We start from the raw sequence: 24,447 nt of genomic DNA, 5'->3' as shown, positions 1-24,447 counted from the left end.
GTTCGTGCGGATCGTCGTTATCGCTGGGCCGCCCACAGCGGCCCTGGTCACGCTGGTCTGCGCGGGCGCGGGGCTGATCCCGGCGCTGCCCGCCATGGCGGCCGCGGCGGCGCTGACGGCCGCCGTCGGCACCACCCGGCTGGTCCGGCTCGCCCTGCGCATCCACGCCCGGGTTCACTCTTTCGGGCCGTGCCGCGGCGCCGGCTACCTCGGCCTGGGCGTGCTCGCCACCGGGCTGTCGGTCGTGCTGCTGCCGTTCGCGCCGCCCGATGCCCGCGAGCCGATCACCACCGTGGGCCTGGCCTTCGCCGCCGTGCTCTCCGTGATCGGCCTGCTGCTGCTGCCCGGCGCCGCGACCACCACGCACGCCCGGCTGCGCCGCGTCTTCGACGGCGCGAGCCTCGGCATCAGCATCGCGTTCGCGGTCTGGCTGCTGCCGCCCAACGGCGGCATGCCCCCGTCGGCCCTGGCCGCGGCCCTGATCGGCTCATTCGGGCTGGCCACCGCCACGGTGATCGTGCTGCGGGTGGTCAGCTACCGGCGGGCGGCCTGGCTGTGCGGCTCCGGCGTGGGCCTCGCGATCGGCGGGGTCGGCGCACTCGCGATCATCCTGGCCTACCAGGCGCCGGCCTGGGTGCTGCTGATCGCGGCCGCACCGGTCGTGGTCAGCCCGGCACTGGTGCTGGCCGGCGCCGCGCGCACCGAGTCCGGCGTGGAGCCGGCTCCGGTGGGCGAGCCCGAGTCGCACCTGTCCGCGTACCCCCTGCTGACCATCCCCGCCGCCGTCGCAACCCTGGCGGCCGCCTGGCACCTGATCACCGTCGGCGAGTTCGACCGGACCTCGATCGTGCTCGGCCTCTCGGTCATCCCGACCGTCGTGGCCCGCGAGGTGTTCGCCGTCTCCGACGTCCGCCGTTACGCCAAACGATTGTCCACACAGGAGGCACACTTCCGCTCGCTGGTGTCCGGCGCCGGCGACCTCACCATGGTCGTCGGCGAAGACCTGCGGGTGGCCTGGCAGTCACCGGCGGCCGCGCGGCTGTTCGGCCTGTCCGACGCCGACGTCGTCGGCCGCCCGTTCCCCGACCTGATGCACCCCGAAGATGCCGACGACGTGCTCTCCGTGCTCAACCAGGTGCTCGCCGACAAAGACGGCGGGGAGGGCGCCCGACCGGCGCTCGTCCCGGCCCGCCTCCGCGACGGCCACGGCACCTGGCGCGACACCGAGTCCACGGTCAGCGACCAGCGCGGCATCCCCGAGGTGGCCGCGCTCGTCGTGCACATCCGCGACGTCGGCGAGCGCCGCCACTTGGAGCGCACGCTGCACAAACTGGCCTTCACCGATCAGTTGACCGGTCTGGCCAACCGGCGCGAGCTGATGCGCACGATCGCCACCCAACGCTCGGTCGAAGGACACACCGGCGCGCTCCTGGTGATCGACCTGCACGGCCTGGCCGGCGTCAACGACAACCGCGGCCGCGAGGTCGGCGACGCGGTGCTGATCGAGGTAGGCCGCCGGCTACGGGCCACGGTCGGCAGCGACGACGTGGCGGCCCGGCTGGCCGGCGACGAGTTCGCGGTGGTCACCGTCGAGGGCCCGGTCGTCGCCTACGCACTCGGCACCCGCCTGCTGACCGCACTGACCGAGCCCTACCTACTGCCCGGCGCCACGGTGCACATCTACGTCAGCGTCGGCCTGGCCGAGTTGGCCGGCGGCGACGGCGTCGACGACGTACTCCGCCGCGCCGACCTCGCCCGCCGCCGCGCCGGCCAACTGGGCCGCAACCGCATCGAGTGGTACGACGCCTACCTGGAAGAACAACTAGTCCGCCGGATGGACCTGGAGCGGGAACTACCCGGCGCCGCCAGCCGCGGCGAACTCGACCTGGTCTACCAGCCGGTGCTGGGCCTGCACGACGGCCAACCGGTCGGCGCCGAGGCACTGCTGCGCTGGCGCAGCCCGGCCCTCGGCACGGTGCTACCCAGCGAGTTGCTCCCGGTCGCCGAAGACCTCGGCGTGATCGGCGAGATCGGCCAGTGGGTACTCCAGCAGTCGTGCCGCCAGCTCGCCTCCTGGGACCCCCGGCTGTGGCTGTCGGTCAACGTCTCGCCGATCGAGCTGGCCGCACCCGACTTCGTCAGCCAGGTCGCGGCGACGCTGGTCACCAACCGCCTCGCACCGGAACGCCTGGTGATCGAGATCGCCGAGGGCCGGGTCGGCGCCGACACCCCAACGGTGGTCACCCAACTGGCGGGGTTGCGCGCCCTCGGCGTACGCACCGCACTCGACGATTTCGGCGCCGCCCAGGCCAGCCTGGCCCACCTGCGCCGATTGCCGATCGACATCCTCAAGGTCGACCGCGCCCTGGTCGGCGAGCAGGGCACCCGCCAGAACGGCGGCATCGCCAAGCCCCTGATCGACGTCGTGGTCAGCGTGGGCCGCCGGCTCGGCATGGAGATCATCGCGGAGGGCCTGGAGTCGGGCGCCCAGATCGAGCAGGCACGCGCGGCCGGCTGCCAACTCGGGCAAGGCTTCGCCCTCGCCCACCCGGCCCCCGCCGAACGCTTCGAGGCCTTCCTGGCCGAACGCCTCACCCAACCCAACTAGAGGAAGATCAAAATCCGGAGTTCCCGGGTCCGCGGTGGGCGCGACCGGCGCTCCCGCCGGAGACCGCGCCGGGCCCAGGGGCCCGGCACTGCCAGCTCCGCCGCTGGTCACGGCAAGGCCGGATTACAAACGCCGCGCAACGGCCGCTCCCGCCGGAGTCAGGCGCCGGCGCTGCGGGCTGGAGCCGATTTCAGAGCGCGGGTGGAGTTTTGCGGTCAATCGCGGCGCGCGGTGGCAGCCACGGGATCCGAACGTCGACGGTCTTGATCATGCGCCAGACCTGCAAGATCCGAGGCTGCCACCATGATCATGTGTGCCGGACCTGCACGACACGCCGTGGGGATTGTCGATGAGATGCAAACGATCAAGCAGACCGGCCGCGCCGTTGTCGACCAGGTGCACACGATCACCGACTGCACACCCCACCAGTCCACTGCGGCTCGCGGACAAGCGCGATCGACCAACGATTGCCGCCGAGCCCGCCAGGACGACCCGTGACCGGAGCGCTGACCCGAGTCGCTGCCAGCTCCTCCGAGCTCGCCACTGCGGTCGCTCGGCCCGTCGCAGTCACCCGGGTTAGCGAACGACGGCCTTCAGGCGCTGGCGCAGAAACCGTCGGTATTCGGTGAACCTGCGACCGTCGGCGCGGTACCCATTCTCGTGAGACTAAGAAGCAAGGCATCCGCATCGGCGGCAGTGACCAGAGACAGCCATGAGCGAGCCCACCGCGCCCGGCCACCGAGGTGTCCCACCGCGAAGACCGGCCATTGGACCGTGGCCCACGCCCGGCGACCGCGGTCGCGGTCGCGGTCGGCGACTGGGTCAGGTCCGGGGAGGGGTCATGCGCTGGAGCGTTGAGCGTCCTATATGCGTTTAGCGGAAGCGCATGACCCCCTCCCCGGACCAAGACCGCACCCAGCAACGCGCCATAAACCGGAGAAACGAGCCGGGACCGATCGTGGGACGGCCCCAAGAAACCGCGACCGACGACGAAGGCCGACGCTCCGGCGGGAGCGACGGCGCGCCCCCCAGGCGGGCCCGGGCAGGAATGAAGTTGATCTGCTTTTGGGTTGATTCGTTTCGGGCGCGCTAAAGATTGGTTCGGTGGAGGGGCCGCTAAGGGGCGGCGCCCGTTGGACAAATAGACTCGCTCGGGTCGCGCGGAGCGTGCAACGCTTCCCGGTGACCGAATCCGAATCGCCCACACGACGCAAGGGGGCACTGATGGCTGCCATTTCCCGCGACGAGGTCGCGCATCTCGCGCGGCTGTCGCGGCTCGCCGTGACCGAGCAGGAGCTCGACACGTTCGCCGGCCAGCTCGACGTGATCCTCCAGGCCGTGGCACGCGTGGGCGAGGTCACGGCCGCGGACATCCCGCCGACCTCGCACTCCGTGCCGTTGACCAACGTGCTGCGGGAAGACGTCGTGATCAGTTGCCTGACCCGGGAAGAGGCCCTCGCGGGGGCGCCCGACGTGGCCGAAGACCGGTTCCGGGTGCCGCGCATCCTGGATGAGGAGGCGTGACAGCTGTGTCCGATCTGACCAGGATGACCGCCGTCGAGATCGCCGCGAAGGTGGCCGGTGGCGAGGTTTCCGCCGAGGAAGTGACCCGGGCGCATCTCGACCGGATCGCCGCCGTCGACGGCAAAGTGCACGCGTTCCTGCACGTCGACGCCGATGGCGCGGTCGAGGCCGCGCGGGCCGTCGACGCCAAGCGAGCCCGTGGCGAGTCGCTCGGGCCGCTGGCCGGCGTGCCGGTCGCCGTCAAAGACGTGATCACCACTCGGGGCGTGCCGACCACCGCCGGCTCGAAAATCCTCGAAGGGTGGCGGCCGCCCTATGACGCGACCGTCGTCGAGCGGCTGCGCGACGCCGGCACGGTGATTCTCGGCAAGACCAACATGGACGAGTTCGCGATGGGCTCGTCGACCGAATACTCGGCCTACGGCGCGACCAACAACCCGTGGGACCTCGGCCGGATCCCTGGCGGGTCCGGCGGCGGCAGCGCAGCGGCCATCGCGGCCTTCGAGGCGCCGCTCGCGATCGGCACCGACACCGGCGGCTCGATCCGCCAGCCCGGCGCGGTCACCGGCACGGTCGGCTCGAAGCCGACCTATGGCGGCACGTCCCGCTACGGCCTGATCGCGTTCTCGTCGAGCCTCGACACCCCGGGTCCGTGCGCGCGCACCGTGCTCGACGCGGCCCTCCTGCACGAGGTGATCGCGGGGCACGACTGGCGTGACTCGACCTCGATCCCGCAGCCGGTGCCGCCGGTGGTCGAGGCCGCCCGGCTCGGCCTGACCGGCGACCTGACCGGCATGCGGCTGGGTCTGGTCACCCAGTTCGACGGCGAGGGCGCGGAGCCCGGCGTGATGGCCGCCTTCCGCGACGCGCTCGCCGCGCTGACCAAGCTGGGCGCCGAGATCGTCGACGTGTCCTGCCCGCACTTCGAATACGCGCTGCCGGCCTACTACCTGATCGCGCCGAGCGAGGCCTCGTCCAACCTGGCCCGGTTCGACGGCGTCCGCTACGGCCTGCGGGTCGGCGACGACGGCAACCGCTCACTCGAAGAGGTCATGTCGCTCACCCGCGAGGCCGGCTTCGGTCCCGAGGTCAAGCGCCGGATCATGCTGGGCACCTACGCGCTGTCCAGTGGCTACTACGACGCCTACTACGGGCAGGCGCAGAAGGTCCGCACGCTGATCACGCAGGACTTCAACGCCGCGTTCGAGCAGGTCGACGTGCTGGTCGCGCCGACGACCCCGTTCGTCGCCTTCCCGTTCGGGTCACGCACCTCCGACCCCTACCAGATGTACCTCGCCGACCTCTTCACGATCCCGACCAACCTCTACGGCGGCCCCGGCATCTCGGTGCCCTGCGGGCTTTCCGAGGGGCTGCCGGTCGGCTTCCAGATCATGGCCCCGACGATGGCCGACGACCGCATGTACCGGGTCGCCGCCGCCCTCGAGTCCGCTGTCGGCACGCTGACCCCGCCGTCCCTGGAGGGCTGATGACCACCACGACGCTGCCCACCTACGAAGCGGCGGTCGCCGGCTTCGAGCCGGTGATCGGCCTGGAGACCCACGTCGAGCTCGGCACCAACACGAAGATGTTCTGCGGCTGCCCGACCGACTTCGGCGGCGAGCCCAACACCCGGGTCTGCCCGGTCTGCCTGGGCCTGCCCGGTTCGCTGCCGGTGGCCAACAAGGCCGCGATCGAGGCGACGATCCGGATCGGCCTGGCGCTCAACTGCTCGATCGCCACCTGGTGCCGGTTCGCCCGGAAGAACTACTTCTACCCGGACATGCCGAAAGACTTCCAGATCAGCCAGTACGACGAGCCGCTCTGCGTCGACGGCTACCTCGACGTCGAGGTCGACGGCAAGACCGTGCGGATCGGCATCGAGCGGGTCCACCTGGAGGAAGACACCGGCAAGACGCTGCACGTCGGCGGCGCGACCGGCCGCATCCACGGCGCGACCGAGTCGCTGGTCGACTACAACCGGGCCGGCATCCCGCTGGTCGAGATCGTCACCAAGCCGGTGCCCGGCATCGGTGCGCTCGCACCCGAGGTGGCCCGCGCCTACGTCACCGAGCTGCGCGACGTGCTCCGCGGCCTGGGCGTCTCCGACGTGCGGATGGAAGAGGGCTCGCTGCGCTGCGACGTCAACACGTCGCTCAACCGGCCCGGCGAGGAGTGGGGCACCCGCACCGAGACCAAGAACGTCAACTCGCTACGGTCCGTCGAGCGGGCGGTCCGGTCGGAGATCATCCGGCAGGCGTCCGTGCTCGAGGCCGGCGGCCGGATCATCCAGGAGACCCGGCACTTCTCCGAGGAGACCGGCGACACCCGGCCCGGGCGCTCGAAGGAGACGGCGACCGACTACCGCTACTTCCCTGAGCCCGACCTGGTGCCGCTCGCTCCCGACGCCGAGTGGGTCGCGACGCTGAAGGCCGCGCTGCCGGAGCCGCCGCGGGTGCACCGCAAGCGGCTGCAGGACGCGTGGGGCCTGTCCGACCTCGACATGCAGTCGGTGGTCAACGCGGGCGCAGTCGAGCTGATCGAGCAGACGGTCGCGGCGGGTGCCACCGCCGCGGCGGCCCGCAAGTGGTGGTTGGGCGAGCTTGCCCGGCGCGCCAACGAGGCCGGCATCGAGCTGTCCGCGGTCGGCGCCACGCCCGAGCAGGTCGCCGAGCTACAGACGCTGGTCGACAGCGGCAAGCTCAACGACAAGCTGGCCCGGGTGGTGCTCGAGGGCGTCGTCGACGGCGAGGGCTCGCCGACGGCGGTGATGGAGGCGCGCGGGCTCGCGGTCGTCTCCGACACCGGCGCGCTGACGGCGGCCGTCGACGAGGCGATCGCCGCCAACCCCGACATCGCCGCCAAGGTCCGCGAGGGCAAGGTTCAGGCGGCCGGCGCGCTGGTCGGCGCGGTTATGAAGACCACCAAGGGCCAGGCCGACGCCAAATCGGTCCGCGACCTGATCCTGCAGCGCCTCAGCGGAAGCTGACGATCCAGAGCGGTTCCCGGGTACGCGCCGGGAGCCGCTCTCTTCGGCCTAGATACTTTCCATAGCTACTATCTACTTGTACAGTAAATCTCGTGGACGACGACACTGCGACCGGCCGGCTGCTCTGGCAGGTCACGCTGCGCTGGCGGGCGGCGGTCGACCGGGCGGTCGCGCCGCTGGGTCTGACACACGCGCAATACAGCCTGATCGGCTCGCTCTACGGGCTGACCCGCCAGGGCCGCACGCCATCGCAGCGGGAGTTGGCCGACTTCGCCGGCCTGGAGCAGATCTACGTCTCGAAGTTGATCCGCGGCCTCGCCGACGCCGGCCTGGTGACCCGGTCGGAGCACCCGACCGATTCGCGGGCCCGCCAGCTCTCGCTGACCGCGAAGGGCGTCGAGGTGACCGAGGCGGCGGTCGGCATCGTCCACGCGCTTCAACACGACCTCACGGCGCCCATCGGCGGGCCTTCGGGTCCACGCAACCGGGCGCTGATCAGCACCCTCAGAACCCTGCTCGGCGGCACGCCGGGCGCATCCGAAGGGAGCACCGCCATGACCGCGACGCCTACCTTGACCGGACAGGACATCGGCGAGGCACAGGGCGCGTTGAGCGCCCTCCTGACCAACGTGCTGGCCGCATCCGACGTGTCAGCCAACGAATACGTGACGTTCCGGGTCATCACCGTCCGCGGCCCGTGGGAGTCGCTCGACGACCTGGCCGCTTACCTGGCTACTCAACCGCAGCTGAACCTCGACACCGCGGGCGCCGGCAAACTCTGCGCTGGCTTGGTCCAAAAGGGACTAGTGACCGCTGGCGGTCCGGTTGCCTTGACCCCTGCGGGTTCGCAGCTCTTCGAGTCTCTCAACGCCACGGTCCGGGAGACGACGCAGCGGATCTATGCGGGCCTCGACGCCAACGATCTGGCGACCGCCCACCGCGTGCTGGCAACACTCACCGACCGCGCCCACCGCGCCGTCAGCGGCTGACCGACGGTCAGGCACCCCGGCGCCTGACCGTCAGCCAGTGACCGATCGCGAGCGCCCCGGACGCCCGCGCGGGCCAGCGCTTCCTCGATCCGCGGTAGCGCGGGCGCCCCCAGGCCGTTCAGGCCGCAGCGACGCCGGGCGGAACGAGGGCGCTTGCCCCTCAGGGGCTGCCGCGTGGGCCGGCTACGCCGGCGCCAGGTGCAACGAGGGCGCTTGCCCCTCAGAGGCTGGCGCGTGGGTCCGCTACGCCGGCGCCAGGTGGAACGAGGGCGCTTGCCCCTCAGAGGCTGCCGCGTGGGTCCGCTACGCCGGCGCCAGGTGGAACGAGGGCGCTTGCCCCTCAGAGGCTGCCGCGTGGGTCCGCTACGCCGGCGCCAGGTGGAACGAGGGCGCTTGCCCCTCAGAGGCTGCCGCGTGGGTCCGCTACGCCGGCGCCAGGTAGGAACGAGGGCGCTTGCCCCTCAGGGGCTGGCGCGTGGGTCCGCTACGCCGGCGCGCTAAGCGCAGCGGGCCCGACCGCCACCACAGCGATAGTGGGTGGATCAGGGCGGCCCGGTCGCTACGGGCTGACGCGTGGGTTGGTTACTTCGGCGCCGAAGAAGGTGGCCAAGGGGTCGATCATTCGCGGGTGGGCGCGGTTGATGGCGTCGTGGCCGCTTCGTGGGATCTCCAGTGTGCGGGCGCGCGGGATGGTTCGGGCCAGTGCCTCGTTGGCGGGCGCGTAGTAGCGCGGGCCATTAGCACCGCACGCGAGCAGCACCTCAGCGGTGACCGCGGCCCACCGGGAGGCGGGGCTGTCGGCCGCGTGGATCAGTGCGGACTCGTCCAGGGTCATCGGCAGCAGGTCGCCCATCATCCGGCCGATCGGGGTGCGTAGGAAGAGGCGGCAGATGGCCGTCTGCACCGGCAGCGGCCACCTCGACGTGACCTGGTGGGTGTTGATGCCGCCGGCGGTCAGCGCCATCGCCCTGGCGATGTCGCCCGCGGCGGCGGCTGCTCTTGCGGCGCCGAGCCAGGCCGCCGGAAAGCTGCCGTCGATCGAGATCGCCGCGTCGTAGAGGGCCAGCCGGGCGATCGGCAGCCGCAGCGCCGCGGTCAGCGCGATGAAACCACCCGAACTGTGCCCGATGACGTTGCCGGCACCCGTGTGGTCGAGCACCGCGGCCAGGTCGTCGATGTCCTCGTCGAAGGTGTAGGGCGACGTCCGCGGCGGTGCGTCCGCCCGTCCCCGCCGGTTGTAGAGATGCACCGTGAACCGGTCGGCCAGCGCCGCCGCCAGCCGGTGGTAGATCGAGATGTCGACACCGCCGCCGTGCACCACGACGATGCCCGGGCCTGCTCCGGTGCTGTGCAGCACGATGGTCGCGCCGTCGCGTGCCGTGATCCGCTCCATGGCCCCTCCCCGGGTCAGCAAACTGCAAACGCCGTTCGCAGTTTACAGTTACACAGTGACCGACGCGCAACCCATCTGGACCCGTCCCGAACGCGGCAGTCGTGGCCCGACACCCGGGCACAGCCGGGACGAGATCGTGGCCGCCGCCATCGCGCTGGCCGATGCTGAGGGGCTCCCCGCGGTGTCGATGCGCGCCGTCGCCACCGCGCTGGGGACGACCGCAGGCTCGCTCTATCGCTACCTGTCGTCGCGCGACGACCTGCTCGACCTCATGACCGACCATGCCGTGGCCGAGTTGCAGCCCTACCCCGAACCGGCCGGCAGCTGGGTCGACCAGATGCTCCAACTAGCGGCCGGGCAGCTCGAACTGCACCGCCGACACCGTTGGCTCGCCGACGTCGTGCAACGGCCGTCGGCGGTGGGACCGGCCGCACTGGCCTGGTTTGACCACTGTCTGGGTGTCCTTGAACCGACCCTGGCACCCACCGCCGCCAAGTTCGAGGCGATCGCCGTCGTCACCGGCACCGTCGTTCTCTTCAGCCGTAACCCGCCCGCGAACGCCCGAAACCCGTTCGCGAACCTCGACCCGGCGACCTATCCGCACCTGACCACGGCACTGGCCACACCCGGCAACCCGCCGCGGAGCGATCTCTTCGAGCGCGCCCTGCGGTCACTCCTGACCGGCTTGCTCGATAACAAGAACTGAAAGTCAGGGCTTGGCGAAGGCCGCGAAGAACTTGTCGCGGAACGCGTCCATTCGCCAGACCGGCGCGTTCGCCGACGGGGCGAGGCCTGGTTCCCAGCCCCAGCTTTCGATCTTCGGGATCACCTTCGGGTCCTTGGCGATCACCGTGATCGGCACGTCGCGGTTGGGGTTGGGGCCGGTGATGACGGGCGACGGCTGGTGGTCGCCGAGCATCACCATCACCGTGTTGTCGTTACCGTATTTCTCCATATAGGACACCAGGCTGTCGACCGAATACTCGACCGTGCGGCGGTAGTTGTCCTGGACCTTGCTGACGTCTTCGTTGTTGATCGCGTCCGGGTTGCCGCCCTTGCCTTCATTGCCTGGGTAGGTGGAACCGTCGCCCAGCGCGTCCCAGTCCATCATCGGCGGCACCGGCTCCCACGGCGCGTGGCTGGACAGCAGGTCGATCTCGGCCATCACCGGCTTGCGGGCGTTCAGCGGCTGCGCGAGTTCCGACCGCTGGAACGACTGCATGGTGAACTGGTCGGGAATCGACGAGAACGCGTAACCCTGGCCCTTGTAGCCGAGGGTGCGGTCGTCGTATTCCTTGTCGAAACCGTAGACCTTGCCCTCGGGCCAGTCGCGCCGGTTGGCCGGCATCACCGCGACCGTGCGCCAGCCGGCCTTGTCGAACGCCGACGTCAGGGTGTAGCGCGAGCCTTCGGTGAATTTCCCGTACCGTCGCTGGCTGTTGATCCATAGTCCAGATTGGAATGTCGAGTGGGCGAGCCAGCTCCCGCCGCCGATGGTCGACGACGTGAGCCAGCCGCTGCGGGTCTGGAAGCCCGCCGCGGTCAACTGCTGTGACCGGGAAGCCAGCAGCGAAGCCGTCTGCGGGTAGTTGACCGCGTCGCGGCCGTAGCTCTCGACGAACGCGAAGATCACGTCTTTGCCGCGCAAGCCCTGCAAAAGCTGATCAGAGGGTACGTCGCGGTAGGCGTCGGTGGCCTCTTCCTTGGCGTACGCCGCCTGATCGCTGATGTCCTCACGCAGTTGGGCGGCGTGCCCATAGGCGGCCGACGCGGTTTCCCGCCCCGCGATCGGCACCCCCGGCACTACGTGCACGCCCAGCACGGCCAGCGCGACCCAGACCACCCCGAGCACCGCGACGACCCGCAGCGCCAGGGTCTTCCGCACGGCCACCACGCGGGACAGCCGCAGGATCGACAGCGTCGCCAGCACCGGGATCGCCAGCGCGAGCAGGATGGCACCGATGACGGCACCGATCGCGCCGGGCTTGCCGAACGACTCGGATAGCCACTCCTCCGCGGCGCGGAACAGCGACCAGTCGGAGAGGGGGTCGAACTGGCGCGACAGCGTGACGCCGAAGCCTAGGTCGAGCACCTTGAGGATGCTGACCGCGCCGAGGAGCACGCCGGCGACGATGCCGACGATGGTGCGGGCCCGGGCCGGCAGCAGCACCACGACGGCGACGCCGACCAGTGCCTCCAGCGGGATCACCACGATGCCCCACGGGCTCAGCGAGGCGTAGTCGTCGGGGAGGAGCAGCAGGACCAGCACGAAGAAGGCGGCCAGCCCGGTGAGGATGCGGCTTTTCACGAAGCGAGCCAATCGGGTTCGATGGTGCGCCGGGCGTGCCTCGCTTTCGCGGCTAGGTAGCCGGCATTGGCGGGGGACAGATGCAACCGGGTCGGCACCCGCTTGGTCACCTTCACACCCAACGAAGTGAGCTGTTCTTCCTTGTCGGGATTGTTGGTCAGCAACGCGATCCGGGACACGCCCAGGGCGCCCAGCATCTGCGCGGCGACCGTGTAGTCGCGTTCGTCCTCGGCATGCCCGAGCGCGAGGTTGGCCTCGTAGGTGTCCATGCCGGTGTCCTGCAACGCGTACGCGTCGAGCTTCGCGTAAAGCCCGATCCCCCGCCCCTCCTGCCGCAGGTAGAGCAGCAGCCCGCCGGCGTTGCTGATCCGCTCGACCGCCTCGCGCAACTGCGGGCCGCAGTCGCAGCGCTCGCTGCCGAACACGTCACCGGTCAGGCACTCGCTGTGCGGCCGCACCAACGGGGCCTCGTCGCGGTCCAACGTGCCGCGCCAGTCGCCGAGCCCGAGCGCGATGTGCTCGCGGTCGTCGGCCAGCCCGCGGAACGTGAACACTTCGGCGAGGGTGCTGTAGCCGTCCGGGAACCGAAGGGGGACCGATACCTGCGTGCGTATCGTCGCGTCGTCCATCAATCTCCTCATCAGACGGTGCCGAACCGGGACGAGAGCGCGTAGCGCAGCAGCACCACGTCGCCGACCTGGCGGACCTCGGCCAGTGTCGCCCGGCGCTCCTGGCTCCAGGGGAACTCCCCTTCGCCGACGAAGCGGGGTGCCTTGGCGTCGCCGACGAAGAACGGCGCCACCACGAGGTGCAGCTCGTCGGCGAGCTCTTCGGTCAGGAACTGGGTGTGGATGGTGCTGCCCCCCTCGACCATCAGCCGGCCGACACCGCGAGCGTAAAGGTCTTCGGTGACCCGGCGGAGGTTGACCGGCTGGCCGCCATCGACGATGGTGGCGTGCCGGCCCAGCCGCGCCTGCGCCTGATCCACTGTGGAGCTCGCGCAGTAGACCAGCTTCTCCGCCTCGCCCGACTGGAAGAACTCGGCTTCGGCGTCGAGCCCGCCGCCCTCGGTGACGGTCACCTTGCGCGGCGAGGGGTGCTCGCCGCGGGCCACCCGGGCGTCGCGGTGCTCCGGCGACTTCACCACCAGGCGGGGGTTGTCGCGGCGGAGCGTCTCGGCGCCGACCAGGATCGCGTCGCAGCCGGCCCGGACCTCGTCGACCCGCAGGAAGTCGGCCTCGTTGGAGAGCAGCAGGCGCTCGTCGCCGCAGTCGTTGACATAGCCGTCGATCGACATGGCGCAGCTCAGCAGGATGTAAGGCCGCTCAGCCATGGCTGTACTCCAATTGCCGCTGGACACCGGTGTCCCCGTCAGGCTCCAGCATTACCGGTTTCTCGGCCGCGCGCCTACCGTCCGCCCAACGCAGCACCAGCACCACGGCCCCCGGCAGGCTCGCGACCAGGGCCAACACGCCGAATACGACCGCCGTGGAGACCCCCTGGCCGGAGGTCAGCCCGGCCGCACCGAAGGCCCAGGCGGCGACGCCTTCGCGGGGTCCCCAGCCGGCGATGTTGCAGGGCAGCGCCATGGCCAGCAGCGCGAGCAGGGTCAGCGGGGCCAGCAGGCGCAGCGGCGCGGTCGCGCCGGCCGTCCGGGCCGCGACCAGGAAGGTGATCAGGTGGCCGGCGAGCACGACGGCCGTCGTGACCACCACGCCGATGCCGGTGCCCGGCGAGGCGAGCCCGGTGCGCAGCCGGAACCTGCCCTTGATCACGTAGGCCACCAGGGCCACGACGCCGATCGCGGCGACGGCCAGCGGCATGTGCTTGCGCACCGGCGACGGGAAGATGGCCAGCGTGACCACCGACAGGGCGATCGTCACCACGAAGCCGGCCATCCGTTCGACCACGACCGCGCGTACGCCCAGGGCGACGTCACCGATGTCCTTGCCGTGCCGGACCGCCCGGTGCACGTCACCGACCACGCCGCCGGGCAGCGTGGTGTTGAGGAACTGGGCCCGGTAGTAGGCGCCGACCGCCTCGCGCAGCGGCAGCGTCACGCCCAGCGCCCGGGCCACCAGCGCCCACCGGTAGGCGCACGCGACCGTGGTCACCACGCCGAGGCCGAAGGCGGTGCCGAGCGCGGTCGCGTTGACGCCGCGGATGCCGTCGAGGAACGGTCCGCTGCCCAGCCGCCAGACCAGCACGCCGAGCAGGGCGGCACCGCCGGCGAGCCGGACCCAGCCCCAGATCTGCGCCTTGGTCACGGTAGGGCCAGCAGGTCGACGTGGTGGACGCTCGCGGTGAGCCGCCCCTCGGCGATCTCCGCCGTGCGGCGCCGGGCATAGCCGGCAGCCGGTGCGGCCAGCGCGGGCACCTGGTCGACCGCCGCGGCCAGCCATTCCCGGAACCAGACCTCGAGCAGCGCCCGGTCGTCGGCGCCGAGTTGCCACGGGCTTGGCCGCAGCGTGGTCGCCACCCCGTGCCGGGCGAACGCCTCATCCAGCGCGGCGACCGCGTCCGGGCCGAGCAGCCGGCGCCCGCCGACGCTGCGCCGCTGGTGCGCATTGAACGCGGCGGCCACCTCCGCGTCGAACGGGTCCGCGGGCGTGAACTCCACGCGGCCAACGACCGAAAGCATGATCAGCGCGGGTACGCCGGCCCCGGCGCACGCCGAAGCGATCGCGTCCACCTCGTCGACGGTCAGGATGTCGATCAACGCGGAGGCGGTGACCAGCGCGGCACCGGCCAGGTCGGCGGCGTGCAGCGTGCCGATGTCGCGCACCCGGGTCGCCGCGGTGATCCCGTCCGGCTTCCCGGCCAGGGCGGCGGCGAGCAGGTCCGGGTCGCGGTCCCACATGATCCAGTGCTGCGCCGCGGGGAGTTTCGGCGCCAGCCAGCGGGCGGCCGATCCGGTGCCGCAGCCGAGGTCGTGGATCACCATGCGCGGCGCGTCGCCGACCCGTTCGCGCAGGTCGTCGACCAGGTCGGCGGCGCGCGACCGCGCGTCGGCGGGTTCGCGCAGGCTCAGCCAGTCGGGGCTGACCCCGGGCATCAGGGTGCTCGTCATCTGCTCGTGCTCTCCCGCATCGCGACCGTGGACAGGACATCGGAAGCCAGCTTCGCGGTGACCGGCCAGCCCGTCAGCGTCGTTCGACGCAGTTGGGCCGACGCGCGCAGCGCATCGCGGGCGGACGGTTCGGTGAGCCAGCGCCGCAGCGCGGCGGCGAGCGCGGCCGGGTCGTCGGGCGGTACCAGCAGCCCCGGGCGGCTGCCGTCCGGCGCCCGGCCCAGCGTGTCGGGCAGCCCCTGGGCGGTCGTGGTCAGCACCGGGATGCCGCGGGCCAGCGCCTCGGTCACCACCATGCCGTAGGAGTCGGCGCGGGACGGCAGCACCAGCAGGTCGGCGTCGGCGTAGGCGGCGTCGAGGTCGGCGCCGGTGCGCGGCCCGACGAAACGCATGCCGGCCGGCGCGCCGGCGCGCACGTCCGAGGCGAATTCGGGTGCCCGCGACAGCGAACCGACGCACACGCACGTCCAGCCGGCCTCCGGCAGCATCGCCAGCGCCTTGGCCAGCACGTCGTGCCCCTTGTGCGGCAGCACGGCGGCCACGCAGAGCAGCCGGGACCCGGTCGCGCCGGGCGGCGTGACCGGCTGCGGCTCGACCCCGGGTGCGGCCACGAAGGCCGGCAGGCCGTAGGTGTCGAGCACGTTGCGCCGGCTCCACTCGCTGGTGGTCAGCAGCGCGTCGGCGGCCGCCAGCACCTCGCGCTCACCAGGCCCGCCGAAGATCATGTGGACCAGCACCACGAGTCGCAGGCGGCCGACCCGGTCGACCGGGACCGAGGTGGCCAGCAGCCCGTCGACCAGGACGAGCGCGCCGTCGGGCAGCGTGTCGAGCACCGGGCCCAGGGCCGTGCCGACCGGGACCGGGTGTTCCCGGACCGCCCAGCCGAGCGCCGCCAGACCATCGAAGACCCGCCGGTCGTAGGCGTTGCCGCCACTCGGCGCGCTCGGGTCGTCGATCTCGTCAGGCACGATGACGTGTACGCCGCCCGGCGGCGAAAGGTTCACAACGATCGCTCGTAGCTCGCCCACGCGATGTGCGATTCGTGCAGGGTCACGGTGATCCCGGCCAGCTCACGGCCGCCCTCGCCGAGATCGCCGGCCGTCGCCCGCTCGGCCAGCCGGTCGGCGATGACCTTGGCGAGCACCTCGGTCGTCGTGTTGACCCCGGCCAGCGTCGGGTCGTCGTCGAGGTTGTGCAGGTTGAACTGCCCCACGATGGCCTTGAGCTCGTCGGACGCGCGCGCGATGTCGACCACGATGCCGTCGGCGTCGAGCTCGGCGCGGCGGAAGGTGGCGTCGACCAGGAAGGTCGCGCCGTGCAACTGCTGCGCCGGGCCGAAGACCTCGCCGCGGAAGCTGTGGGCGATCATCATGTGGTCGCGCACGGTAACGCTGAACATGTGTTTCTCTACTCTCCGTAGGTGATGACGTGGCACAACCCGGCAAGGCTGCCAGACGCGAGGGCTGACAGCACCTCGGGCAGTCGCTCGAAGGGGTGCTGCCCGCTGACCAGCGCGTCAAACGCCGGGTCGCGGAGCAACTCGAGGGCCAGGGCGAGGCGGTCGGCGTAGGAACGGCTCGACCGGCGGGCCGGCGCGACCATGCCGACCTGGCTGGCCCGGATGTTCAGGCGTCCCGAGTGGAACCCGGCACCGAGCGGCACGCTCACCTCGCGGTCGCCATACCAGCTCAGCTCGATCACCGTGCCCTCCGGCCGGAGCAACTCCAGCGAGCGGCGCAGCCCGGCCTCCGCCGCGCTGGCGTGGAAGACCAGGTCACGGTCGGTCGCGGCGTCCTCCGGATGGGCGAAATCGACCTCGAGGGCGGCGGCCGTGGCGGCCCGTGCCGGGTCGACGTCGACGAGTTCGACCGCGACGCCCGGGAAGCGGGCCAGCAGCCGCGCGACGCCGCAGCCGACCATCCCGCCGCCGACCACGGTGACCCGGTCGCCGACCAGCGGCGCGGCGTCCCAGAGGGCGTTGACGGCGGTCTCCACCGTGCCGGCCAGCACCGCGCGCGCGGGCGGGACGTCGTCGGGCACCGGGACGACCGCGGTGGCCGGCACGACGTACCCCGTCTGATGGGGGTAAAGGCAGAAGACGGTGCGCCCGCGCAACTCGGCCGGGCCCTCCGCGACGACGCCGACGTTGAGGTAGCCGTATTTCACCGGACCAGGGAAATCACCCTCCTGGAACGGCGCCCGCATGGCGGTGTGCTGGCTCTCCGGCACCGCGCCGCGGAACACCAGCGTCTCCGTGCCACGGCTCACGCCGGAGCGGATCGTGCGCACCCGGACCTCGTCGGGACCGGGCTCCGCGACATCGGCCGGTCGGACCTCGCCAGCACCGGGCGCGACCACCCAGAATGCCCGTTCCGAGCGGCTCATTCGTGGCTCTCCGTCATCTTCATGAACCGAACGATCCCATTTCCCGTGTCATCATGTGCCGCTTAAAGACACGGAGGAACGATGCGCATGGTTCGGTCCGGCCCGCTGGTCGGCATGTTTGCCCAGTTCACCGTGCTTGCGGCGGTGGCCGCGGCGGTTGGCCTCGGCCCCCTTGGCTGGGTGGCCGGCGCCGCGTTCGCGATCAGCACGATGATCCTGCTCCAACACGGACTGTCGTCATCTGGACTCAGCACGTACGGGCCCGCCGACTGGGTGACCGCCGGCCGGACGATCCTGATCGGTGCCGTCGCCGCCCTCGTGGTCGACGGCATCCAGCGCACCCCGCCGGTCGCGATGGTGGTCGGGCTGGTGGTCGTCGCGCTGCTGCTCGACGGCGTCGACGGGCAGGTCGCCCGACGCACCGGCACCACCTCGGCGTTCGGCGCGCGGTTCGACATGGAGGCCGACTCGTTCCTGGTGCTGGTGCTCAGTGCGTACGTGGCACACACGGCCGGCTGGTGGGTGCTCGCGATCGGCGCGATGCGCTACGCGTTCCTGGCCGGCATCTGGTCGACCCGCTGGATGCGCGGCACGCTGCCGCCCCGCTACTGGCGCAAGGTGGTCGCCGCGACGCAGGGCATCGCCCTGGTCACCGCGACCGCCGGCGTGTTGCCGTTCCGGCCCACCCTGGTGCTGCTGCTGATCGCCTTCGCGCTGCTGCTCGAGTCGTTCGGCCGTGATGTTGTCTGGCTGTGGCGGGACGGTCACCCGGTCACCCGTACCCGGGTGATCGGTAGGCTCCTGCCTCGTGAATGAGCAGCAACCTTGGCCCTGGCCGGCCGGCAGCGCGACGGGCGTCGGCTCGATGCCCGGCGACGACATCGCCGAGGCACAACGGGTGGTGTTCGGGGAGCTGCCGGACCTGCCGCACCTCGCCGAGTTGCCCGACCGCGGCCCCGGCGCCGACATCATCGGCCGCACCTCGGCGTTCCTGGTCGACCTGCCGGTCGAGCTCTACGTCGGCACCTGGCGGATCGCCGCGCGGCCGGGGCGCGACCTGCGCCGCGCCGCCGACTTCCTCGACCGCGACCTCGACCAGCTCACCGAGCAGGGTGACGGCTTCACGGGTGTGGTCAAGGTGCAGGCGGCCGGGCCCTACACGCTGGCGGCCAACGTCGACCTGCCGGTCGGCGGGCGGCTGCTGCGCGACCCGGGCGCGGTCCGCGACCTGATCACGTCGTTGACCGAAGGGCTGCGGACCCACGTCGACGACGTACGCCGCCGGCTGCCGGGTGCGACCGTGCTGCTCCAGGTCGACGAGCCGGCGTTGCCGACGGTGCTGGCCGGGCACGTGCCGACCGAGAGCGGGTTCAGCGCCTACCGGGCGGTGGAGACCAACACGGCCGCCGACGCGCTGCGGGCGCTGGTCAGCGGGGTCGGCGCCCCGGTCACGTTCCATTGCTGCGCGGCCGACGTACCCATTTCGCTGTTCGTCTCGGCTGGTGCTTCGGCCCTTTCCCTTGATCTTTCGTTGGTCGGCTCGCTCGATCCGCTGGGCGAGGCGATCGACGCCGGGGTTGGCCTGCTGGCTGGCGTGGCGCCGACCAGCGGTGCGCGGGCGCCCGGTCACAAAGATCTTGTTGATCGGGTACGCGGGGTCTGGAACCAGCTCGGCTTCAGCGCTGACCTGCTGCGCCGCCAGGTCGTGGTCACGCCGACCTGCGGGCTGGCCGGTGCCTCGGCGACCTACGCCAAGGACGTGCTGGCGGCCTGCCGCGACGCCGGTCGGCGTCTGGTCGAGGAATAGCCCGCGGCAACGTGGGGAAGGATGATCCGCATGATCGGCCGCCTCTACAACGTCGTGATCGACTGTCCGGATCCGCCCGCTCTGGCCGGGTTCTACAGCGAGTTGCTGGGCATGCCCGTGGTGCACAAGCGGGAGGGCTGGGTGGTGATCTCCGATGACCGCATCCGGATCGCCTTCCAGATGGCGCCCGGGCTGCGCCAACCGCACTGGCCCGACCCGGAGCGGCCGCAGCAGATGCACCTCGACGTGATGGTCGACGACATCGACCGGGCCTCGGCGCAGGCTCTCGCGCTGGGCGCGAAGCGGTTGCCTGGTGACGGTGCGGATTTCCGGGTTTTCGAGGATCCGGCCGGGCATCCCTTCTGTCTGGTCTTCGAGGTCTGAGACTTTGTCGTACGGGGCGGCTAGGTTGCTGTTGTTGGCCTTAGTCGTCCGGAGGTTTGAGCGGTGTCCGACGAAGAGCTCCCTGACCAGCGCGTGACTGCCGCGCAGGCGGCGGCCGCGGGTGCCGAGCCGCCGGACGAGGCCCGCACGCGGCATGCCGCCCTGGCCGAGGAGATCGACGGGCACACCTACCGCTACTACGTGCTCGACTCGCCGACCGTCTCCGACGACGAGTTCGACAAGCTGATGCGGGCGCTGATCGCGCTCGAAGACGAATATCCGGCGCTGCGCACTCCCGAGTCGCCGACGCAGCGGGTGGGCGGTTTCACCACCGAGTTCCGCGCGGTCGAGCACCTTGAGCGGCTGCTCAGCCTCGACAACGTGTTCAGCACCGAGGGGCTGGCGGCCTGGGCCGAGCGCACGGTCCGCGACGCTGGCGGCCCGGTGCGCTTCCTCTGCGAGCTCAAGGTCGACGGCCTGGCGATCAACCTGACCTACGAGAAGGGCCGGCTGGTCAGGGGCGCGACCCGCGGCGACGGGCGCACCGGCGAAGACGTCACCGGCAACGTGCGCACGATCCAGGGCATCCCGGAGCGGCTCACCGGCAAAAACGTGCCCGAGTTGCTCGAAGTGCGCGGCGAGGTCTACTTCCCGGTCTCCGCGTTCGCCGACCTCAACGCCGCCCTGGTCGAAGAGGGCAAGGCGCCGTTCGCCAACCCGCGCAACGCGGCCGCGGGCAGCCTGCGCCAGAAAGACCCGCGGGTCACCGCGTCCCGGCCGCTGCGGATGGTCGTGCACGGCATCGGCGCCCGCAAGGGCTTCGCGCCGAAGTCGCAGTCGCATTCCTACGAGTCGCTGCGCAAGTGGGGGCTGCCGACCAGCGAGCGGTGGAAGGTGGTCGACGACCTGGCCGGCGTCGACGACTACATCGCCTACTACGGCACGCACCGGCGCGCCGTCGAGCACGAGATCGACGGCGTGGTGGTCAAGGTCGACGAGCTCGCGCTACAGGGCCGGCTCGGCTCGACCAGCAAGGCGCCGCGCTGGGCGATCGCGTTCAAATACCCGCCGCAGGAGGTCAACACCAAGCTGCTCGACATCCAGGTCAACGTCGGCCGCACCGGGCGGGTGACCCCGTTCGCGGTGCTCGAGCCGGTCAAGGTGGCCGGGTCGACGGTCGCGCTGGCCACTCTCCACAATGCCCGCGAGGTCGAGCGCAAGGGCGTGCTGATCGGCGACACCATCGTGCTGCGCAAGGCCGGCGACGTGATCCCCGAGGTGCTCGGCCCAGTGGTGGCGCTGCGTCCCGACGACGCCCGGGCGTTCGTGATGCCGACCGAGTGCCCTAGTTGCGGCACCACGCTCGCCCCGGCCAAGGAGAGCGACGTCGACATCCGCTGTCCCAACGCCCGCTACTGCCAGGCCCAGATCCGCGAGCGGGTGTTCTATCTGGCCAGCCGCAACGTGCTCGACATCGAGGTGCTCGGCTACAAGGCCGCGGCCGCGCTGGTCGAGTGCGGCGTGATCACCGACGAGGGCGACCTGTTCGACATCGACGGCCTGGCCCTGCGCGACTGCCCGTTCTTCGTCAACAAAGACGGCACGCTCGGCAGCAACGCGATCAAGCTGCTCGACAACCTCGAAGAGGTCAAGCAGAGCCCGCTGTGGCGGGTGCTGGTCGCGCTCTCCATCCGCCACGTCGGCCCGACCGCGGCGCAGGCGCTGGCCCGCCATTTCGGCTCGATCGAGCGGATCGACGAGGCGCCGGTCGACGAACTGTCCGCCGTCGACGGGGTGGGCCCGACGATCGCCGACAGTCTCAAGGAGTGGTTCGCGGTCGACTGGCACCGCGAGGTGGTGCGCAAGTGGCGCGCGGCCGGCGTCCGCATGGCCGAGGAGCGCACCGACGAGGGGCCGCGCCCGCTCGAAGGCCTCACGGTCGTGGTGACCGGCACGCTCAACGAGTTCTCCCGCGACCAGGCCAGCGAAGAGATCGCCAGCCGGGGCGGCAAGGTGACCGGTTCAGTATCCAAGAAGACCGACTTTGTCGTCGTAGGCGACAATCCCGGCTCCAAGTACGACAAGGCGATGTCCCTCAAGGTGCCCGTCCTCGACGAGGCTGGCCTGCGGGTTCTTCTCTCCGACGGGCCCGACGCGGCCCGCGCGAGTGCGCTGAGTGACGAGGCCTGAGCCGACGGCTATTGGCCCATAGTTGCCCGCTTGCCGTGTATACCAACTTAATCACGACTCTGTCCGTTTCGCTCGGTTGGCAAACCACGCCCATAGGGTGGGATCTTTAGTGGACAGTCCGGCCGGACGCTGGGGGGCGTTGTGGGGCGAGCGGGGAGGTGGGATGGACGCTGCCGTGCGGCGTAACTCCGTTCCCGCCGAACGGGCGGCGCCGTTCTACACGTTCGTCGGAGCGGTCATCACGGTGGCCGTTGTCGTCTCCGCGGCCTCGATCAGCCGCCTCCCCGAGCAGCTTCCCGACCTGCCGACCGCGTTCTGGTTGATGGCTGCGCTGGCTGTCCTTTGTGACTACCGCCCGTTCGCGCCGCCCGGGCCCCGGCAGAGTTCGGCGGTCTTCCCGTCGATCTGCTTCACGTTCGCGATCCTGTTGGCCTGGGGCCTCGGCCCCGCGATCCTGGTGCAGGCAGCCGCCGTCGTTTCCTCGTCCATCCGGCTGCGCCATGCGACGTGGCGGGCGGTGTTCAACGTCGCGCAATACGCGCTGGCGTTGGGCGCGGCGGAGGCGGTGCTGCGCGGCTTCGGCGAGGCCGCGTTCGCCCAGGGCACCGGTCCAACCTGGATCGACGTGGTGGCGGCCTCGGTCGCGGCGGCGGCCTGGTTCGTCGTCAAATACGGCACCGTGACCATCGCCGTCCGCCTGCACGCGGGCGGCAACTGGTGGCGCACCTTCCGCCATGGCCTGGCGTTCGAGTCGGTCTCGATCGGCGCCCTGCTGCTGCTCGCACCCATCCTGGTCGGCGGCCCGGCGTCGCAGAGCGTCGCGCTGATCCCGCTGATGCTGGTGCCGCTGTTCGCGGTCTACCGCATGTCACGGCTGTCGGCGGAGCAGGAGCACCTGGCCCGGCTCGACCCGCTGACCGGGCTGGCCAACCGCAAGGCGCTGCTGGCCGAGGTGCACGAGCAGGCGACGCTGCACTGCGCCCGGGCCGCCGCCGGCGCGCCCGACCAGCACTTCGCGCTGCTGCTCCTCGACCTCGACCGCTTCAAGCACGTCAACGACGCCCTCGGCCACGCGGTCGGCGACCGGTTGCTGATCGACGTCAGCGACCGCCTGGTCCGGGCGGTCGGCCCGGCCGACGTGGTCGCCCGGCTCGGCGGCGACGAGTTCGCGATCCTCACCCCGCGGCTGACCGACGCCGACGGCGCCCGGGCCCTGGCCGACCGCATCGTGGTAGCGCTGGCCGAACCGGTCTCGCTCGACGGCTTGCCGCTCGACGTGGCCGGCTCGATCGGCATCGCCCTCTTCCCCGAACACGGCGACGACTTCGCGACCCTGATGCGGCACGCCGACGTGGCGATGTACGACGCGAAACACCGCCGCGACACGGTCGTCGTCTACACGCCGGAGTCAGACCACAACACACCCGAGCGCCTGAGCCTGCTCGGCGACCTCCGCCGCGCCCTCGACCCCGACCTGGTCTCACCCGCCGCGGGCGAGATCACCATGTACTACCAGCCGCAGATCGAAATCCAGACCGGCGCGGTGGTCGGCGTCGAGGCCCTGCTCCGCTGGCGCCACGCCAAGCGCGGCATGGTCGACCCGGAAGAACTGATCAAGGTGGCCGAGCAGAGCGCGGTGATGCGCCTGCTCACCCGCCGCGTGGTCGACGATGTGGTCGAGCAGTTGGCCAAGTGGCAGGCGGCGGGCGTCCACCTCCGGGCGGCGGTCAACGTCAGCATCCGCGACCTGCACACCCTGGAGATCGTCGACCAGATCAAGGAACGCCTGGCCCGCTTCGAGGTCGCACCCGAACAGCTCCAACTGGAGATCACCGAGGGCGCCCTGATGGCCGACCCGCGGCGGGTGCTGGCCACGATCTCCGAGCTGGCCAAGCTGGGTGTGGCGATCGCACTGGACGACTTCGGCACGGGCTACTCGTCGATGCAGCACCTACGCCGCCTCCCGCTGACCGAGGTCAAGGTCGACCGCTCGTTCGTGCTGGGCATGGCCACCGACGCCGACGACCACGCCATCGTCCGCACGGTCATCGACCTGGCCGGCGCGCTGGGCCTACGGGTGGTCGCCGAGGGCGTCGAGGACGAACGCACCTGGCGCCTCCTGCGCGGCGTCGGCTGCCACGTGGCGCAGGGCTGGTTCTACGCCCGCCCGATGCCGGCCGAGGAACTGGTCGACTGGCTGGGCCGCTACCGGCCGCTGAACCCGTCCTGACCTATGCGGAGGTGGCGGGCCCGGAGGCCCGCCACCTTGTGTTTAGTGCGCGCGGATCAGGCCGCTAGCTCGTGGCTCTGAGGTGCGTTCTTGACCACCAGCTCGTGTACCACCCGCTCGGTGGTCACCTCGTGGCCGACCAGGTCGGCGATCGCCAGCACGCCCAGCAGGGCCGCGTTGGCGAAGACCAGCCAGGTCTGGGTCGCGCCGGTGAAGGTCAGGGCGGCGACCAGGGTCCAGAGCCCGGCCAGGGCGACCAGCCCATGACCAACCTTGACGGCGGTCTGGGTGGTGCGGATGGCGGTGAACCCCGCGACGGCGGTCAGGGCCGCGGCCACGCCGAAGGCGAGCCAACCGGCGGTCGCCGACGTGAAGGTCATCGCGGCCACCAACAGGAAGACACCACCGACGAGGTAGAGCAGGTCCAAACTAAAGCGCGGCGTGAGTTTCATGACTGACCCCTCCTTGGCGCCACCCCCACGTGGCGCACATGGTGCTTGAGGCGGGTCGAGGCGGGAGTCCCCGGGACGGCTCGTCGGGTTCCGCGACCATCCGCGGTGCCCACTTCGGAAA

At 71.2% G+C, this 24,447-nt stretch carries 21 protein-coding genes; 11 read left to right on the top strand and 10 right to left on the bottom strand.

The window, feature by feature from the left end:
* Window positions 1-4 precede the first annotated feature (4 nt).
* The 5 genes from DFJ67_RS18430 (at window position 5) to DFJ67_RS18410 (ending at window position 8,107) form a co-directional block, all read left to right on the top strand.
* On the top strand, window positions 5-2,608 hold the full coding sequence (locus DFJ67_RS18430) for a putative bifunctional diguanylate cyclase/phosphodiesterase (RefSeq protein WP_239097406.1): 2,604 nt from the start codon (window positions 5-7) through the stop codon (window positions 2,606-2,608).
* 1,224 nt (window positions 2,609-3,832) lie between these two features.
* Window positions 3,833-4,132 (top strand): Asp-tRNA(Asn)/Glu-tRNA(Gln) amidotransferase subunit GatC, encoded by a 300-nt coding sequence (gene gatC / locus DFJ67_RS18425; RefSeq protein WP_116069123.1) that lies wholly within the window; start codon window positions 3,833-3,835, stop codon window positions 4,130-4,132.
* A 5-nt stretch (window positions 4,133-4,137) separates the two neighbouring features.
* Window positions 4,138-5,619: an Asp-tRNA(Asn)/Glu-tRNA(Gln) amidotransferase subunit GatA gene (gene gatA, locus DFJ67_RS18420; protein ID WP_116069122.1), complete on the top strand. Its 1,482-nt coding sequence runs from the start codon at window positions 4,138-4,140 to the stop codon at window positions 5,617-5,619.
* The gene (gene gatB / locus DFJ67_RS18415) at window positions 5,619-7,118 is read left to right on the top strand and encodes an Asp-tRNA(Asn)/Glu-tRNA(Gln) amidotransferase subunit GatB (protein WP_116069121.1); all 1,500 of its coding nucleotides are present in this window, start codon (window positions 5,619-5,621) and stop codon (window positions 7,116-7,118) included. Before gatA ends, gatB begins: the two co-directional genes overlap by 1 nt.
* A gap of 92 nt (window positions 7,119-7,210) precedes the next feature.
* Window positions 7,211-8,107: a MarR family winged helix-turn-helix transcriptional regulator gene (locus DFJ67_RS18410; protein ID WP_116069120.1), complete on the top strand. Its 897-nt coding sequence runs from the start codon at window positions 7,211-7,213 to the stop codon at window positions 8,105-8,107.
* 559 nt (window positions 8,108-8,666) lie between these two features.
* Here DFJ67_RS18410 and DFJ67_RS18405 read toward each other — a convergent pair.
* Complete coding sequence (locus DFJ67_RS18405) at window positions 8,667-9,500, bottom strand: alpha/beta fold hydrolase (protein WP_116069119.1); 834 nt, start codon at window positions 9,498-9,500, stop codon at window positions 8,667-8,669.
* 55 nt (window positions 9,501-9,555) lie between these two features.
* Between DFJ67_RS18405 and DFJ67_RS18400 the strand changes: the two genes are divergently transcribed.
* Entirely contained in the window at window positions 9,556-10,206 is a 651-nt protein-coding gene (locus tag DFJ67_RS18400; RefSeq protein ID WP_239097552.1) for a TetR/AcrR family transcriptional regulator, read from the top strand.
* Window positions 10,207-10,209: 3 nt separating this feature from the next.
* Here the strand turns inward: DFJ67_RS18400 and DFJ67_RS42770 are convergent, their stop codons facing one another.
* From DFJ67_RS42770 to DFJ67_RS18360, 8 genes are read right to left on the bottom strand one after another with little or no spacing between them, the layout of a single operon-like run.
* Entirely contained in the window at window positions 10,210-11,808 is a 1,599-nt protein-coding gene (locus DFJ67_RS42770; RefSeq protein ID WP_170215905.1) for an alkaline phosphatase family protein, read from the bottom strand.
* Complete coding sequence (locus DFJ67_RS18390; protein ID WP_116069117.1) at window positions 11,805-12,437, bottom strand: GTP cyclohydrolase II; 633 nt, start codon at window positions 12,435-12,437, stop codon at window positions 11,805-11,807. The genes DFJ67_RS42770 and DFJ67_RS18390 overlap by 4 nt, the downstream gene beginning before the upstream one ends.
* Window positions 12,438-12,448: 11 nt before the next feature.
* Window positions 12,449-13,141 carry a RibD family protein gene (locus tag DFJ67_RS18385; protein ID WP_116069116.1) on the bottom strand — a complete coding sequence of 231 codons (693 nt, stop codon included), beginning with the start codon at window positions 13,139-13,141 and terminating at the stop codon, window positions 12,449-12,451.
* Entirely contained in the window at window positions 13,134-14,075 is a 942-nt protein-coding gene (locus tag DFJ67_RS18380) for a lysylphosphatidylglycerol synthase transmembrane domain-containing protein (protein ID WP_116069115.1), read from the bottom strand. The genes DFJ67_RS18385 and DFJ67_RS18380 overlap by 8 nt, the downstream gene beginning before the upstream one ends.
* Window positions 14,072-14,878, bottom strand: a complete 807-nt coding sequence (locus DFJ67_RS18375) for a class I SAM-dependent methyltransferase (protein ID WP_116069114.1) — start codon at window positions 14,876-14,878, stop codon at window positions 14,072-14,074. The genes DFJ67_RS18380 and DFJ67_RS18375 overlap by 4 nt, the downstream gene beginning before the upstream one ends.
* Complete coding sequence (locus tag DFJ67_RS18370; protein WP_116069113.1) at window positions 14,875-15,882, bottom strand: glycosyltransferase family 4 protein; 1,008 nt, start codon at window positions 15,880-15,882, stop codon at window positions 14,875-14,877. The genes DFJ67_RS18375 and DFJ67_RS18370 overlap by 4 nt, the downstream gene beginning before the upstream one ends.
* Window positions 15,879-16,277 carry a 6-pyruvoyl trahydropterin synthase family protein gene (locus DFJ67_RS18365; protein WP_116069112.1) on the bottom strand — a complete coding sequence of 133 codons (399 nt, stop codon included), beginning with the start codon at window positions 16,275-16,277 and terminating at the stop codon, window positions 15,879-15,881. Before DFJ67_RS18365 ends, DFJ67_RS18370 begins: the two co-directional genes overlap by 4 nt.
* 8 nt (window positions 16,278-16,285) lie before the next feature.
* The gene (locus tag DFJ67_RS18360) at window positions 16,286-17,263 is read right to left on the bottom strand and encodes a zinc-dependent alcohol dehydrogenase (RefSeq protein ID WP_116069111.1); all 978 of its coding nucleotides are present in this window, start codon (window positions 17,261-17,263) and stop codon (window positions 16,286-16,288) included.
* A gap of 81 nt (window positions 17,264-17,344) precedes the next feature.
* Here DFJ67_RS18360 and DFJ67_RS18355 point away from each other — a divergent pair, with 81 nt between their 5' ends.
* The 5 genes from DFJ67_RS18355 (at window position 17,345) to DFJ67_RS18335 (ending at window position 23,874) form a co-directional block, all read left to right on the top strand.
* Window positions 17,345-18,079, top strand: coding sequence for a CDP-alcohol phosphatidyltransferase family protein (locus tag DFJ67_RS18355; RefSeq protein ID WP_116069110.1), 735 nt, complete (start codon window positions 17,345-17,347; stop codon window positions 18,077-18,079).
* A gap of 49 nt (window positions 18,080-18,128) precedes the next feature.
* Complete coding sequence (locus DFJ67_RS18350) at window positions 18,129-19,070, top strand: uroporphyrinogen decarboxylase/cobalamine-independent methonine synthase family protein (RefSeq protein WP_116076360.1); 942 nt, start codon at window positions 18,129-18,131, stop codon at window positions 19,068-19,070.
* A gap of 21 nt (window positions 19,071-19,091) precedes the next feature.
* Window positions 19,092-19,454 (top strand): VOC family protein, encoded by a 363-nt coding sequence (locus tag DFJ67_RS18345; RefSeq protein WP_116069109.1) that lies wholly within the window; start codon window positions 19,092-19,094, stop codon window positions 19,452-19,454.
* Between the two features lie 63 nt (window positions 19,455-19,517).
* Entirely contained in the window at window positions 19,518-21,644 is a 2,127-nt protein-coding gene (ligA, locus tag DFJ67_RS18340) for an NAD-dependent DNA ligase LigA (RefSeq protein WP_239097551.1), read from the top strand.
* 163 nt (window positions 21,645-21,807) lie between these two features.
* Window positions 21,808-23,874 carry a putative bifunctional diguanylate cyclase/phosphodiesterase gene (locus DFJ67_RS18335; protein WP_116069108.1) on the top strand — a complete coding sequence of 689 codons (2,067 nt, stop codon included), beginning with the start codon at window positions 21,808-21,810 and terminating at the stop codon, window positions 23,872-23,874.
* A gap of 56 nt (window positions 23,875-23,930) precedes the next feature.
* Here the strand turns inward: DFJ67_RS18335 and DFJ67_RS18330 are convergent, their stop codons facing one another.
* Window positions 23,931-24,326 (bottom strand): hypothetical protein, encoded by a 396-nt coding sequence (locus DFJ67_RS18330; RefSeq protein ID WP_147315540.1) that lies wholly within the window; start codon window positions 24,324-24,326, stop codon window positions 23,931-23,933.
* Between the last annotated feature and the right edge of the window lie 121 nt (window positions 24,327-24,447).

It is taken from the genome of Asanoa ferruginea (genome assembly GCF_003387075.1).
Lineage (GTDB): Bacteria > Actinomycetota > Actinomycetes > Mycobacteriales > Micromonosporaceae > Asanoa > Asanoa ferruginea.
The sequence above is the reverse complement of the archived record's forward strand: the minus strand, read 5'-3'. Positions and strand labels throughout refer to the sequence as shown.